Consider the following 12,702-nt stretch of genomic DNA (forward strand, 5'->3'; position numbering starts at 1 on the left):
CTGTTTACGGCAGTCGCCCGGCGATATCGTCGATGGACCACGGGCCTTCGGTCTCGATGGTCGCCACGTCGTGCCACCCCGCCAGTTCGGAGATCGCGCCGCCCTGCACCGCGAACACCTTGCCGGTGATCGGGCACTTCTCGGTGGCAAGATACGCCACCAGCGGGGAGATATTGGCCGGACTGAAGGCATCGAACTCGCCTTCTTCCAATCCGGCTTGTTCGGCCGCCATCATCTGGCCCATGCCCGGGGTCGCCAGGGTGAGGCGGGTGCGGGCGATCGGTGCGATGGCGTTCACGCGGACGCCGTAGCGGGCCAGTTCGTCGGCGGCCACCAGGGTGAGCGCCGCGATACCGGCCTTGGCCGCACCGTAATTCGCCTGCCCGGCATTCGGCACGGTGACGCCCGATGCCGAGGCGGTGTTGATGACCGCGGCGCTGGGCTGATTCCCGGCCTTGGACTGCTCCTTCCAGTACGCTGCCGCGTGCCGCAGCACCGCCGCGTGCCCCTTCAGGTGCACGGCCACGACCGCGTCCCACTGCGACTCGTCCATGCTGGCCAGGAAGGCGTCGCGCAGGATGCCCGCATTGTTCACCACGACATCCAGCCGCCCGAACTCCGAAACAGCCTGATCCACCAGGGCTTTCGCGCCCTGCCAGTCGGTCACGCTGTCGGTGTTGGCGATCGCGCGCCCCCCTGCGGCGACGATCTCGTTCACAACGTCGTGTGCCGGGCCGGTATCGACGCCCTCACCGGCATTGCTGCCGCCGAGATCATTGACCACAACTGCCGCGCCCTCACGCGCGAAAAGCAGCGCGTGCTCGCGGCCGATCCCCCGACCGGCCCCGGTGATGATGGCGACCCGTCCGTCGAGTGCACCCATGAATGTCTCCTCAGTTGTCGGAAATTTCGGCGAGACCGTCGCTGAGCACGGTGTCGTCGCCGCGCACGGTCCGGAAGGCGTAGGTGGTGATCCCGTCGCTGCTGCCGACCTTCCAGATCTGGGTGGTCAGGTCGTCGTTGGGGAACACCAGCTTCGAGAAGCGCACCGCATACCGTTGCAGCCGAGCCACATCCGCGCCCGCGACCTCGTTCAGCACACCCCACGAGGACATGGCCATCGTGCACAGGCCGTGCGCGATGATGCCGGGCAGCCCGGCATCCTTGGCCACCTGCTCGTCGAGGTGCAGCGGCACCGGATCGCCGGAGGCGGGGGAGTAGCGATAGGTCTGGTCGGCGTCCACGTGCGCCGCGGCCGTCGCCAGCGGCGACTGCTCCAGCAGCGCCGCATCGAACCGGTGCGCGGGGGCGTGGTCGCCGACCTGCTCGCCCGCGTCGACATTGCGGAAGAACGCGGTCAGATACTGCTCGTTGACCAGTTCGCCGTCCTCGGACCGACTTTCGATGAGGATGGTGATGGTCGAGCCGTTGTCCTTGCCCTCGTAGCCGATGGCCTTGGCCCGTGACAGCAGCTTGTCGCCGGGCCGGATGGGCCGGTGGAAGTGGAAGTCCTGCTCCCCGTGCACCACCCGCCCGAAAATGTTCATCGGCGCCACCTCGATGACCGGCACCATCATGGCGTCGAACACCGGCACGATGGCGAAGACCGGCGGCGCCACATCGCCTTTCAGGTGTGCCGGGATGGGATCGTTGGTGGCGGCGGCGTATTCGGCGATCCGCTCGCGCGTGACCTCGAACGCCTCCTCATCGGACCAGGTGCCCAGTCCGGTCGCGTCGAATTCGACAGCTGTGGAAGCCATCTCGACCCGCTCAGGCCGTGGCGAGAGCGTCGAGCGCGGCGAGAGTTTTGTCCAGCTGCGTGAGGCCATCCTTCTCCACCGCCTTGCCCAGCGCGCCCTTGATCAGCGCGCCCTCGAAATCACCGGAGACCGAGAACTTGCTGCCGTCGCCCTCGGGGGTGATGTCGAAGGCGAACTGCACCTTCACCCCGGCCATGCCGGTTCCGCTGAGCACCAGGCGATTCGGGGTGTCGACGCTCTCGACCACCCACTCGATCTTGTTGGCCATGCCGAGCATCATGATCTTGGCGGTCAGCTTTGCGCCGGGGGCGAGCACGGCGGGCGGCTCCTCCATCCAGCGCTCGTGGATGGAGAACCACTTGTCCCAGGTCTGCGGGTCGGAGACGACCGCCCACAGCCCGTCCGGGGTGGCGTTCAGTTCTTTGCTGGCTTCGATGTGTCCCATGGTGATTCGCTCCTCGTCGAGTTGTCAGCGGTCGGCGCGCTGGTAGGCGGTGACGACGGCCGCGCCGCCGAGTCCGATGTTGTGCTGCAGCGCGGCGGTGACGTTGTCGACCTGCCGCTTCGCGGCCGTGCCGCGCAGCTGCCAGGTGAGCTCGCTGCACTGCGCCAAACCCGTTGCGCCCAAAGGATGTCCCTTGGAAATGAGTCCGCCGGACGGGTTCACGACCCACTTGCCGCCGTAGGTGGTGGCGCCGGAGTCGATGAGGTGTCCGGCCTCGCCCTCCTTGGCCAGGCCGAGCGCCTCGTAGGTCAGCAACTCGTTGGCGGAGAAGCAGTCGTGAAGCTCGATGACCTGGAAGTCCTCGGGTCCGAGCCCGGCCTGCGCGTAGACCTTGCGCGCGGCTTCGACATTCATGTCGTAGCCGATGAGGTTCTTGGCGGACCCGTCGAACGTGGATCCGAAGTCGGTGGTCATGGCCTGGCCGACGATCTCGACCGCCTGCCGCGACAGGTCGTGGCGGTCCACGAACGCCTCGGAGGCGAGGATGACCGCGCCGGAGCCGTCGGAGGTCGGCGAGCATTGCAGCTTGGTCAGCGGGTCGTAGATCATCCGCGAGCCCAGGATGTCCTCGAGCGAATACTCGTCCTGGAACTGCGAATACGGGTTGTTGACCGAGTGCTTGTGGTTCTTGTAGCCGATCTTGGCGAAGTGCTCGGCGGTGGTGCCGTACTTCTTCATGTGCTCGCGCCCGGCCGCGCCGAACATCCACGGGGCCACCGGGAACAGCACCTCGGAGATCTCCGCGAGCGCCATGATGTGGCGCGCCATCGGCTGTTCGCGGTCGTCCCAGGTGGAGCCCAGCGAGCCCGGCTGCATCTTCTCGAAGCCCAGGGCCAGCGTGCAGTCGGCCAGGCCGCCGCGAATCGCCTGTGCCGCAAGGTAGAGCGCGGTCGAGCCGGTGGAGCAGTTGTTGTTGACATTGACCACCGGGATGCCGGTCATGCCCAGCTCGTAGACGGCGCGCTGGCCGGAGGTGGATTCACCGTAGACGTAGCCGACGTAGGCCTGCTCGACCTCGCGGTAGTCGATTCCGGCATCCGCGAGGGCCTTGGTCCCCGACTCGCGGGCCATGTCCGGGTAGTCCCAGGCACTGCCGTCCTCGTTCTTGCGCCGCCCCGGCTTCTCGAACTTCGTCATGCCGACGCCGACGACGTAGACCTTGTTCGTCATCGAACTCCTCACGTAGTGGTGCGTAAACAAACATACAAAGCTGTATGTAAGTAGGCAAGAGGGTGCGATGAATCCCGGCAGGAGTGACAAGATCAAGAGGTCGGATTGATGCAGCGGCACATACAGCCGCGTCGGTATCGACCGACGCGGCTTCGGGGTGGTGCCGGAGTTACGGCCGGATCAGTCGGCGATGCGAATGTCCGGCATGCCCGCGTCGGCGGCCAGGCGCAGCTGCGCGGACGCCCGCTGCCAGCGCCGGTGCGCCCGCTCGGTATCGGGAGAGATGAAGTTGCTCACCAGGATTCCGCGCAGCGTGTCCATGGCGGTGTACGCGAAATCGCGAACGCTCTTGCGGTAGAGCTCATTCGGCACCAGCTGGGCAACCGCCAGCAGCACGGCGTTGTTGACGAACGGCTCGACCTTCTCGACCTCGGCGGCCAGCATGCGATCGGTCCGGCTGGCCACCCACAGCTCGACGGCCGCGATGAACAGCGGGCCCTGATGCAGCTCCCACATGTATTCCAGTGCGCTGCCGAGCGGATCGCCGCCCGCGCGCATCCGCGCGATCTCCTTCATGGCGGCCTCGGTACGGCGCTGCGCCAGATGGCTGACGGCGGCCACCACCAGGTCGGTCTTGGAACCGAAGTGATGCACCTGCGCACCCCGGGTGACACCCGCACGCTCCGCGACCCGCGGTGTGGTGGTGCCGGCATACCCGTATTCGACGAGGCATTCGATGGTGGCGTCCAGCAATCGCGTGCGCGTCTCGGTGCTGCGCTGCTCCTGGGTGCGGCGCGGCTGTTTCGAGACGGCGGAGCTGGTCATGTGAGGATCTTACACTTACGTACAACTGTGTATGTTCGCGCCCGGATTGCGGGCCGGATTCCGATCCGACCCGCACCCGGCTTCGACTACGTCTTGTCGCGGACTACGTCTCCGAGTTGTACAGGCAGGCGGAGCAGGTCCAGCCGGAGTCGGTCATGACGCAGTCATTGAGCCGGACGTTCGGGTTGCCGATGGTGTCACGACAGGTGGTCGCGCAGCCATTGAGGTCGTTGCCGCAGCTCACCGGATCTGCGGAGGCGATGGAGGGCACGGCCAGACCGAGCAGCAATCCTCCAGCGAGCACAGCGAATCGAACAGCACGCATGACGAAACTTCCTTTCACGAAACAGGGTGATGTCCGGTCGGGAGCGCTCGTATCGGCCGTTGACTCGACGACATTAACCCCGCTCACTGTGAATTCAGCTCAATGAACGCTGTGAGTCTCAAATCTCAAATGTGAAATTTCCAGACAGGTTTCGCGGCGTCGGCACCGCCTCCGCTAACCGCTACGGTTTCCGGGACAGCGCCGCCGAGATGAGCTGTTCCCAGACGCTCAGGTCGTGGTGGTCGCTGCCGATGCGGGGGACGCCGTCGGCGGTGGGTTCGGGGCGCCAGAGGGTGCAGGGGACCAGGCCGGGCTCGAGGATTTCGAGATCGCCGAAGAGGGAGAGGATTTCCTCGTCGGTGCGCCAGCGGCCGCGACCGAAGGTGGATTGCAGTTTTTGCTCGGCTACCCGGGTTTCCTCGTTGAAGCCGGAGCGGAAGTGGGAGATGTAGAGCATGCTGCCGGACGGGATCTGGTCGGCCCAGAAGCGGACCACCTGTTCGGGCTTCTCGTCATTGTTGAGGTGGTGCAGGATGGCGCTGAAGATGACGGCCACCGGCTGGGTGAAGTCGATGAGGCGGGCCACTTCCGGGTGATTGCGGATGGCCTCGGAGTCACGCAGATCGGCCTGGATGACGGTGGTGTGCTCGTCGGTTTCCAGCAGGGCGCGGCCGTGGGCCAGCACGATCGGGTCGTTGTCGACGTAGACCACGTGCGGGTCGGTCAGATGCCGCTGCGCCACCTGGTGCACATTGTCGGCGGTGGGCAGACCACTGCCGATATCGACGAACTGCCGGATGCCACTGCGGGAGATCTCGCCAACCGCGCGGACCAGGCAATTGCGGTTGGCGTAGGCGATATCCACCGAACCGGGCAGATCCTTGATGAAGAAGTCCCCGATCTCCCGGTCGACCGCGTAGTTGTCCTTGCCACCCAGGAGATAGTCGTACACGCGGGCGATGCTCGGCTTGGACTGGTCGACCTGCGTTTGATCCGTCATCTTCCACACCCTTTTCGAGGGACTCCGTTGTGGCAGTAATCCTATGTAAGAGAACGGCTTCCGGCGCACTGTTCCCGGTAACGCCGGGTGTGCCGGAGGCCGTGAGTGATTCGGAGCCGACCGGGAAGCCGGATGGCCGTCCGGTGTGCCGAATATTTGCCGGTTGCCGATTCGTGCGAGGATCCAGGCATGACATCGCTGGTGGATTTGCTCCCTGCGGAAGCGATCGATCTGCACGGTCACGCCGAGGACTGGCGGGCGGCGATTCGCGCCGCCGGTGATTTGCTGGTTGCCACCGGCGTGACCACGCCCGACTACACCTCGGAAATGATCGGCAATGTCGAGGAGAACGGGCCCTACATCGTCATCGCGCCGGGCTTCGCGTTCGCGCATGCGCGGCCGTCACCGGCGGTGCATCGGACCGGGATGTCGTGGGTGCGGCTGGACAAGCCGGTGGAGTTCGACAGCCCCAACGACCCGGTCGATCTGGTGGTGGCGCTGGCCGCCGCCGACTCCGAGGTGCACACCGACGCCATGGCGGCGCTCGCCAAGGTGCTGCTGGAACCGGGGGCGGAGGAGGTATTGCGCGCCGTGCAGACACCGCGGCAGCTGCGCGCCCTGCTGCTCGACGACGCGGTGATCGCGGCGCGAACCGCTGAAAAGCCCGCCCCGGCAAAGGTTTCCGCCGCCCCGGCCACCGGCCGCCCGCGGTCGGGTCCGCTGAAGATCCTCACCGTCTGCGGCAACGGCGTCGGCACCAGCCTGTTTCTCAAGAGCACCCTCGAATCCGTGCTCGACCGCTGGCACTGGTCCCCGTACATCACCGTCGAGGCCACCGACACCATCTCCGCCAAGGGCAAGGCGGGGGAGGCCGTCGCCGTCCTCACCTCCGGTGAGATCGCCAAAACCCTTGGGGATGTCGGCATTCCGGTGCGCGTGATCGAAAACTTCACCAGCGCGGGCGAAGTCGACCGGGCCCTGCGCGAACTCTTCGACGTCTAGGAAGGCGGGCAGCATGAATGTCGTACTGGCCATCGCCCAGTTCGTCGTCAACGAAATCCTCAGTCAGCCCGCCTATCTGATCGGCATCATCACCGCCGTCGGTCTGATCGCGCTGCGCAAATCGGCCGGGCAGGTGGCGGGCAGCGCCATCAAGGCGACGCTGGGCTTCCTGCTCATCGGTGCGGGTGCGGGACTGGTGGTGGAATCACTGAAGCCGCTGGGCGTCATGATCCAGGGCGCGCTGGGTGCGCACGGCGTCATCCCCACCAACGAGGCCATCGTGGCGATCGCGCAGAAAGAGTATGGCGCGCAGGTGACCTGGCTGATGATCCTCGGCTTCGCGATCAGCCTGGTGCTGGCGAGGTTCACGCCGCTGCGCTACGTGTTCCTCACCGGCCACCACATGCTGTTCATGGCGACCCTGCTCACCATGGTGTTGGCGGTGGCGGGCCTGTCCACGCCGGTGGTGGTGATCGCGGGCGGCATTCTGCTGGGCATCGTCATGGTGTCGTTCCCGGCGTTGGCGCAGGCGTATACGCGGCGGATCACCGGCGGCGACGACGTGGCCATCGGACACTTCGGCACGGCGGGATACATCGCCGCGGGCGCGACCGGGCAGCTGGTCGGCAAGCGCAGTCGCAGCACCGAGGAGATGGATCTCCCGGAAGGGCTGCGCTTCCTGCGGGATTCGATGGTGGCGACCGCGCTGTCCATGGTGCTGCTGTATCTCGTGCTGGCGCTGGCCTACCTCGCCCGTGCCGGACAGGACACCGCGTTCAAGGCGTTCGACACCGGCGCGACCAATGTCGGCAACTACCTGATGAAGGGCGTCGGGCAGGGTCTGGCCTTCGGAATCGCGGTGGCGGTCATCCTCTTCGGTGTTCGCACCATCCTCGGCGAGCTGGTGCCCGCCTTCCAGGGCATCGCGGAAAAGGTGGTGCCCGGGGCGATTCCGGCCCTGGACGCCCCGATCGTTTTCCCGTATGCGCAGAACGCCGTCCTGCTCGGCTTCATCAGCAGCTTCGTCGGCGGCCTGGTCAGCCTGGGCCTGCTGAGCTGGATCTTCAACCCGCTCTTCGGCTGGGCACTGGTGCTGCCGGGGCTGGTCCCGCACTTCTTCACCGGCGGCGCGGCCGGTGTCTACGGCAATGCCACCGGCGGTCGCCGCGGCGCTGTGGCGGGCGCGTTCGTCAACGGCTGCCTCATCACCTTCCTGCCCGCCATCCTGCTGAAGGTGCTGGGCCCCTTCGGCGAGGAGAACACCACCTTCGGTGACGCCGACTTCGGCTGGTTCGGCACCGCGATCGGCACCGCCGCCAAACTCGGCGGTGCGGGCGCGGTGCTGGCGTCGCTGGCCATCGGCGTGGTGATCCTGCTGATCGCCATCCTGGTGCAGACCAAAGTCGTTGCCACCGGCTGGGATCCGGGCGCGGCCCGCGACCGCGCCCTGGGCATCACCCGCACCGAGGCGGTGACGGAGGCCATCGCCCGGCCGAACTCCCTGGCGTTCCCGAAGATTCCGGTCCCGTCCGGGGCTCCGACTCCGCCGCCTCCGCCGCAGTGATCCGTCAGACCGCGCGCAGGCGGGTGCGGCTCGCGTAGACGTGCTCGGCGATCAGCGTCGCGATGCGGTCGGGGGCCTCGAGCATGGGGACGTGGCCCACGTCGTGCACCAGGATGCGGTCCGCTGATTCCGGGAGTTCCTCCAGGAATCGGCGGGCGTAGACCCGGTTGGGGATGACCCGGTCGTTCTCGCACATGAGCAGCCGCACCGGCGTGCGCAGCGTCGAGAGGTCCTCGAGCGCGGGGAAACGCAGGCCGCTCACCAGCATCGGCAGCATGGCCTTGCAGTGCATGGCCGAGGTGATGGCCGCCTCGATGCCGGCGCGCGAGGCCGCCGAGGTGTGCTTGGTGAGCAGCATGGCCACCACCTGCCGGGCCAGCGCGCTGTAGGCGACCGCATGTGGCAGATGCTTGCCGATCTCCACGAGCGGCACCAGCGACAGGAACTTCAACCCGATCCGCACCTGCTGCGTGGAGGGGGTTTGCCAGCCACCGGCGGGAGCGATCGCTGTCAGAGTGCGGGCCCGGCCGCGGCGGGCCAGTTCGAAGCCCACCCAGCCGCCGAGCGAATTGCCCGCGATATGGCAGGTGCGCCAGCCCATCTCGTCGAGCTGGTCCTCGACGCGGTCGGCCAGGGCGCTGATATCGAGATACCAGCCGTCGAAATCGGGTCCGCCCCAATGTCCGGCGAAGGCCGGAGCGAACACTTCGCAATGGCCGGCCATGCGTTGCGCCACCTGCTCCCAGCAATGCGGGGACATCATGAACCCGTGCAACAGGAGCAGGGGTTCACCGGAGCCGGTGTGGAGTGCGCGCAGGGGCGCGGGCGGGGTGGAGGGCTTGGCGGTGCCTGACGTCATCGTCGTCACCCCTTCCTGGACCTCGATGTCCGTGAAGAGAGTCGGTAAGCCGCATTGTACGGTCGTGAAGTGGCGAAAATCATCAGTACGTGCAACGTCAATGGGGTGCGTGCCGCGTCGGGCAAGGGACTGCTCGAGTGGCTGGCCGCTACCGAGGCCGATATCGTCTGCCTGCAGGAGACTCGGGCGACCGATGAGCAAACGCGTAGCGCACTAGCGCCCGCACTCGATGCGGGGTGGTTCCTGAGCCATGCCGAGCCGGGACTCAAGGGCCGCGCGGGCGTGGCCATCCTGTCCCGCAAGCAGCCCGACGCCGTGCGCGTCGGGGTCGGCCTCCTCGCGGACGGAACCTGGTCTCCCGTCGAGGAATTCGCCACGCTGGGCCGCTACGTCGAGGCCGACTTCGACGATTTGACCATAGCCAGCGTCTATGTCCACACCGGCGAGGCCGACACCCCGATGCAGGACGAGAAGTACCGCTTCCTCGACGCCATCGGCGCGCGCATGCTCGCCCACCCGGGCGAGTTCGTGATCATGGGCGACTGGAATATCGGGCACACCGAACTCGACATCAAGAACTGGAAGGGCAACGTCAAGAACGCCGGCTTCCTGCCGCAGGAACGCGCCTGGGTGTCGTCCATGCTGGCCGCGGGCTACCGCGACGTGGTGCGCGACCTGAATCCGGGTGTGCCCGGCCCGTACTCGTGGCACTCCTACCGTGGCCGCGCCTTCGACAACGACGCCGGTTGGCGCATCGACTACCAGCTGGCCCGCGGCGACATCGCGTCGCGCGCCAAGCAGGCCGTGGTCGAGAAGGCCGCGACCTACGCCGAACGCTGGTCCGACCACGCACCGGTCACGGTGCAGTACCGATGACCCTTTCCAAGAAGACGCGCGCCTGGCTCACGCTGGGCGTCGCGGTGCTCCTGCTGCTCGTCGCGTTCGTGGCCAACAAGGCCAACGAACACAAGGACAGCCCCGGCGCCAAAGCCGTTGCCACCACCACGGTTCGGACCACCGCCAAGCCTGGTGCGCCCGGCATCGTGGACCAATCGGTCGCGCCGACGAAGGTGGCCGGAGTTCCCGACCGTGCCTATAAGACGCTGGTCGAGATCGATGCCGGGCGCTGGCCCGGCTCGGCCAATGCGCCCGGCACGCACGGCGGCGATACCTGGAACAACCGGGATGGCAGTCTGGCGCGCAAGGATTCGTCCGGCAAGGCGATCAACTATCAAGAATGGGATGTGAATCCCAAGCAGCCCGGCCAGGGCCGCGACGCCGAACGCATCATCACCGGCAGCGACGGTTCGGCCTATTACACGGGCGACCACTACAAGACCTTCACGAGGATGCGCTGATGACCCAGCCGATGCCGCTGTCGCAGTTCCTCTCCGCCGCTTCCGATGTCACCGCCGACAAGACCGCGCGCAAGACCGCGGCTCCCGTGCTCGGGGTGCTGCCGATCGGGGCGGCCGAATTCTCCGGTGTCAGTTACCGGATACCGGACGGGTTCGTCTCGCGTGAGCTGCGGGGTCGCAAGATGCGCACGGTCGCCGAGGTGTTCGACGAGTTCGCGGCCGCGTTCCAGTTCCCCTACTACTTCGGGGAGAACAAGGACGCCTTCGACGAATGCCTGCGCGATCTCGACGAATTCGTCGGGGACGCACAGGGATACGTGGTCGTCGTACGGAACGCCGCGCTGATGCTGGATCAGCAGCCGGGGGAGCGGGCCTGGTTCGCCGACGCCATGGCCGACGCCGCGGCCGCGTGGGCGACCGACGGTGTGGCCTTCCGAGTGGTGTTGCAGGACGCGCCTCCGCCCGGATTGCCGGTAATACCTCTAGTTTTGGACCCCGAATCCCGGAATTCTTGATTCACCGGAGTTTCCACTCCCGTTAACCTGCGGTCGAACAAACAGGTCATAACCGCTGCAATGGTCACGCTATGCGATCGCGGCCTGACGCGATCCGGATCGACCCTGGAGGTTCCATGCCCGCCTCGGCTCGTCGTCGCTTCGGTAAACGAAGCCGCGCTGCCGCCGCGTTCACCGCGCTCGTCGCGCTGAGCGCCACCGCGTGTTCGTCGTCGTCCGACAAGGCGGCCCCGGACACCGACACCGCGACCCCGATCAAGCACGTGGTGGTGATCTTCCAGGAGAACGTCTCCTTCGACCACTACTTCGGCACCTACCCGACAGCGGCCAACACCGACGGCACCAAGTTCACCGCGCTGCCGAACACCCCGAGCGTGAACGGCCTGACGCCGGACCTGCTGACCAAGAACCCCAACAAGGCGCAGCCCATGCGTCTCGGCGGTCCGAACCAGCAGATCACCTGCGACCAGGACCACGAGTACAAGGACGAGCAGCTCGCCCTCAACGGCGGCAAGATGGACCAGTTCGTCGAGCACACCAACGTGTCCGAGGGTGCGGCCTGCAAGGCGCCGACCTACGGTCCGCAGGGCCTGGTCATGGGCTACTACGACGGCAATTCGGTGACGGCGCTGTGGAATTACGCGCAGCACTACGCCATGAGCGACAACTCCTGGACCTCCACCTTCGGCCCGTCCAGCGTCGGCGCGCTGAACCTGGTCGCGGGCCAGACCCACGGCGTCACCAAGATGGAGCCGCCGAAGCCGGGTCAGCCCTTCCCCGTCGACACCGTGCTGGAGAACGCCGGCAACGGCCAGGGCACCGTGGTCGGCGACCCGCAGCCGTACGGCGACGACTGCTCCAACCGCGACACCGTGCAGATGACCGGCACCAATGTCGGTGACCTGCTCAACAAGAAGAACATCTCCTGGGGCTTCTTCCAGGGCGGCTTCAAGCCCACCGACACCAAGGACGGCAAGGCCGTCTGCGGCGCCACCCACAATGTCGGTGTGGCCCTGGGCGGTACCGGCGCCAAGACCGGTGACAAGGGCTGGGACACCAAGGGCGACTACATCCCCCACCACGAGCCGTTCCAGTACTTCCAGTCGACGGCCAACCCGCACCACCTGCCGCCGACCTCGGTCGACAAGATCGGCCAGACCGATCAGGCCAACCACCAGTACGACCTGAGCGACTTCTGGGCCGCCGCCGACAAGGGCAACCTGCCCGCCGTCAGCTACCTGAAGGCCGCGGGCTACCAGGACGGGCACGCCGCCTACTCCGACCCGCTGGACGAGCAGCAGTTCCTGGTCGACTCCATCAACCACCTGCAGAAGCTGCCGGAGTGGAAGGACACCGCGGTCGTCATCGCCTACGACGATTCCGACGGCTGGTACGACCACCAGGCTCCGAAGCTGGTCATGAACTCCGCCTCCGAGCAGGACGGCTATACCTCGGCCGGCACCTGCGGTGACGCCAAGGCGAATCCGGCCAAGTACCAGGGTCGTTGCGGTTACGGCCAGCGCGTGCCGCTGCTGGTCATCTCGCCCTACTCGAAGGCCAACTTCGTCGACCACGGCGTGACCGACCAGTCCTCGGTGCTGAAGTTCATCGAGGACAACTGGAAGATCGGCCGCATCGGCGACGACTCCTTCGACGACAAGGCGGGCACCCTGGACGCCATGTTCGACTTCAAGGGTGCCGCGCAGCCCGCGCTGTCCCTCGACCCGAAGACCGGCGCTACCAGCTAGTCGCAGTTGCGTTGACCGCCCGGCCTTTTCGATCCGAAAAGGCCGGGCGGTTTCGTGTTTGCGGCGGGCCG

At 66.6% G+C, this 12,702-nt stretch carries 14 protein-coding genes; 6 read left to right on the plus strand and 8 right to left on the minus strand.

Annotated elements, in window-relative coordinates; translation table 11 throughout:
• Window positions 1-4: 4 nt before the first annotated feature.
• From ACYVN4_RS43120 to ACYVN4_RS43150, 7 genes are all read right to left on the minus strand, one after another.
• Window positions 5-883 (minus strand): SDR family oxidoreductase, encoded by an 879-nt coding sequence (locus tag ACYVN4_RS43120; protein WP_460729724.1) that lies wholly within the window; start codon window positions 881-883, stop codon window positions 5-7.
• 10 nt (window positions 884-893) lie between these two features.
• Window positions 894-1,760, minus strand: coding sequence for a MaoC/PaaZ C-terminal domain-containing protein (locus tag ACYVN4_RS43125; RefSeq protein ID WP_460729726.1), 867 nt, complete (start codon window positions 1,758-1,760; stop codon window positions 894-896).
• A 10-nt stretch (window positions 1,761-1,770) separates the two neighbouring features.
• Window positions 1,771-2,205: a type II toxin-antitoxin system Rv0910 family toxin gene (locus ACYVN4_RS43130; protein ID WP_460729728.1), complete on the minus strand. Its 435-nt coding sequence runs from the start codon at window positions 2,203-2,205 to the stop codon at window positions 1,771-1,773.
• Window positions 2,206-2,229: 24 nt separating this feature from the next.
• Entirely contained in the window at window positions 2,230-3,435 is a 1,206-nt protein-coding gene (locus ACYVN4_RS43135; RefSeq protein ID WP_460729730.1) for a lipid-transfer protein, read from the minus strand.
• A gap of 180 nt (window positions 3,436-3,615) precedes the next feature.
• Window positions 3,616-4,260: a TetR/AcrR family transcriptional regulator gene (locus tag ACYVN4_RS43140; RefSeq protein ID WP_460729732.1), complete on the minus strand. Its 645-nt coding sequence runs from the start codon at window positions 4,258-4,260 to the stop codon at window positions 3,616-3,618.
• 103 nt (window positions 4,261-4,363) lie between these two features.
• On the minus strand, window positions 4,364-4,585 hold the full coding sequence (locus ACYVN4_RS43145) for a hypothetical protein (protein ID WP_460729734.1): 222 nt from the start codon (window positions 4,583-4,585) through the stop codon (window positions 4,364-4,366).
• A gap of 181 nt (window positions 4,586-4,766) precedes the next feature.
• Window positions 4,767-5,585, minus strand: coding sequence for an SAM-dependent methyltransferase (locus ACYVN4_RS43150; RefSeq protein ID WP_460729736.1), 819 nt, complete (start codon window positions 5,583-5,585; stop codon window positions 4,767-4,769).
• A 189-nt stretch (window positions 5,586-5,774) separates the two neighbouring features.
• On the opposite strand from ACYVN4_RS43150, the gene ACYVN4_RS43155 reads away from it, so the two are divergent.
• Both ACYVN4_RS43155 and ACYVN4_RS43160 read left to right on the plus strand, forming a co-directional pair.
• Window positions 5,775-6,587 (plus strand): PTS sugar transporter subunit IIA, encoded by an 813-nt coding sequence (locus ACYVN4_RS43155; RefSeq protein ID WP_460729738.1) that lies wholly within the window; start codon window positions 5,775-5,777, stop codon window positions 6,585-6,587.
• Between the two features lie 13 nt (window positions 6,588-6,600).
• On the plus strand, window positions 6,601-8,151 hold the full coding sequence (locus ACYVN4_RS43160) for a PTS ascorbate transporter subunit IIC (protein WP_460729740.1): 1,551 nt from the start codon (window positions 6,601-6,603) through the stop codon (window positions 8,149-8,151).
• 4 nt (window positions 8,152-8,155) lie between these two features.
• Here the strand turns inward: ACYVN4_RS43160 and ACYVN4_RS43165 are convergent, their stop codons facing one another.
• Window positions 8,156-9,010: an alpha/beta fold hydrolase gene (locus ACYVN4_RS43165; RefSeq protein WP_460729741.1), complete on the minus strand. Its 855-nt coding sequence runs from the start codon at window positions 9,008-9,010 to the stop codon at window positions 8,156-8,158.
• Between the two features lie 69 nt (window positions 9,011-9,079).
• Here ACYVN4_RS43165 and ACYVN4_RS43170 point away from each other — a divergent pair, with 69 nt between their 5' ends.
• From ACYVN4_RS43170 to ACYVN4_RS43185, 4 genes are all read left to right on the plus strand, one after another.
• Window positions 9,080-9,886, plus strand: coding sequence for an exodeoxyribonuclease III (locus ACYVN4_RS43170; RefSeq protein WP_460729743.1), 807 nt, complete (start codon window positions 9,080-9,082; stop codon window positions 9,884-9,886).
• Complete coding sequence (locus tag ACYVN4_RS43175) at window positions 9,883-10,368, plus strand: guanyl-specific ribonuclease (RefSeq protein ID WP_460729746.1); 486 nt, start codon at window positions 9,883-9,885, stop codon at window positions 10,366-10,368. The genes ACYVN4_RS43170 and ACYVN4_RS43175 overlap by 4 nt, the downstream gene beginning before the upstream one ends.
• On the plus strand, window positions 10,368-10,883 hold the full coding sequence (locus ACYVN4_RS43180) for a barstar family protein (RefSeq protein ID WP_460729748.1): 516 nt from the start codon (window positions 10,368-10,370) through the stop codon (window positions 10,881-10,883). The genes ACYVN4_RS43175 and ACYVN4_RS43180 overlap by 1 nt, the downstream gene beginning before the upstream one ends.
• A gap of 116 nt (window positions 10,884-10,999) precedes the next feature.
• Window positions 11,000-12,631 carry a phospholipase C gene (locus ACYVN4_RS43185; RefSeq protein WP_460729750.1) on the plus strand — a complete coding sequence of 544 codons (1,632 nt, stop codon included), beginning with the start codon at window positions 11,000-11,002 and terminating at the stop codon, window positions 12,629-12,631.
• Window positions 12,632-12,702: the final 71 nt, after the last annotated feature.

Source organism: Nocardia heshunensis (assembly GCF_054782115.1).

Coding starts and splice junctions, on each gene's coding strand:
- ACYVN4_RS43120 (WP_460729724.1), bottom strand. CDS start 883: ATGGGTGCACTCGACGGACGGGTCGCCATCATCACCGGGGCCGGTCGG.
- ACYVN4_RS43125 (WP_460729726.1), bottom strand. CDS start 1,760: ATGGCTTCCACAGCTGTCGAATTCGACGCGACCGGACTGGGCACCTGG.
- ACYVN4_RS43130 (WP_460729728.1), bottom strand. CDS start 2,205: ATGGGACACATCGAAGCCAGCAAAGAACTGAACGCCACCCCGGACGGG.
- ACYVN4_RS43135 (WP_460729730.1), bottom strand. CDS start 3,435: ATGACGAACAAGGTCTACGTCGTCGGCGTCGGCATGACGAAGTTCGAG.
- ACYVN4_RS43140 (WP_460729732.1), bottom strand. CDS start 4,260: ATGACCAGCTCCGCCGTCTCGAAACAGCCGCGCCGCACCCAGGAGCAG.
- ACYVN4_RS43145 (WP_460729734.1), bottom strand. CDS start 4,585: ATGCGTGCTGTTCGATTCGCTGTGCTCGCTGGAGGATTGCTGCTCGGT.
- ACYVN4_RS43150 (WP_460729736.1), bottom strand. CDS start 5,585: ATGACGGATCAAACGCAGGTCGACCAGTCCAAGCCGAGCATCGCCCGC.
- ACYVN4_RS43155 (WP_460729738.1), top strand. CDS start 5,775: ATGACATCGCTGGTGGATTTGCTCCCTGCGGAAGCGATCGATCTGCAC.
- ACYVN4_RS43160 (WP_460729740.1), top strand. CDS start 6,601: ATGAATGTCGTACTGGCCATCGCCCAGTTCGTCGTCAACGAAATCCTC.
- ACYVN4_RS43165 (WP_460729741.1), bottom strand. CDS start 9,010: ATGACGTCAGGCACCGCCAAGCCCTCCACCCCGCCCGCGCCCCTGCGC.
- ACYVN4_RS43175 (WP_460729746.1), top strand. CDS start 9,883: ATGACCCTTTCCAAGAAGACGCGCGCCTGGCTCACGCTGGGCGTCGCG.
- ACYVN4_RS43180 (WP_460729748.1), top strand. CDS start 10,368: ATGACCCAGCCGATGCCGCTGTCGCAGTTCCTCTCCGCCGCTTCCGAT.
- ACYVN4_RS43185 (WP_460729750.1), top strand. CDS start 11,000: ATGCCCGCCTCGGCTCGTCGTCGCTTCGGTAAACGAAGCCGCGCTGCC.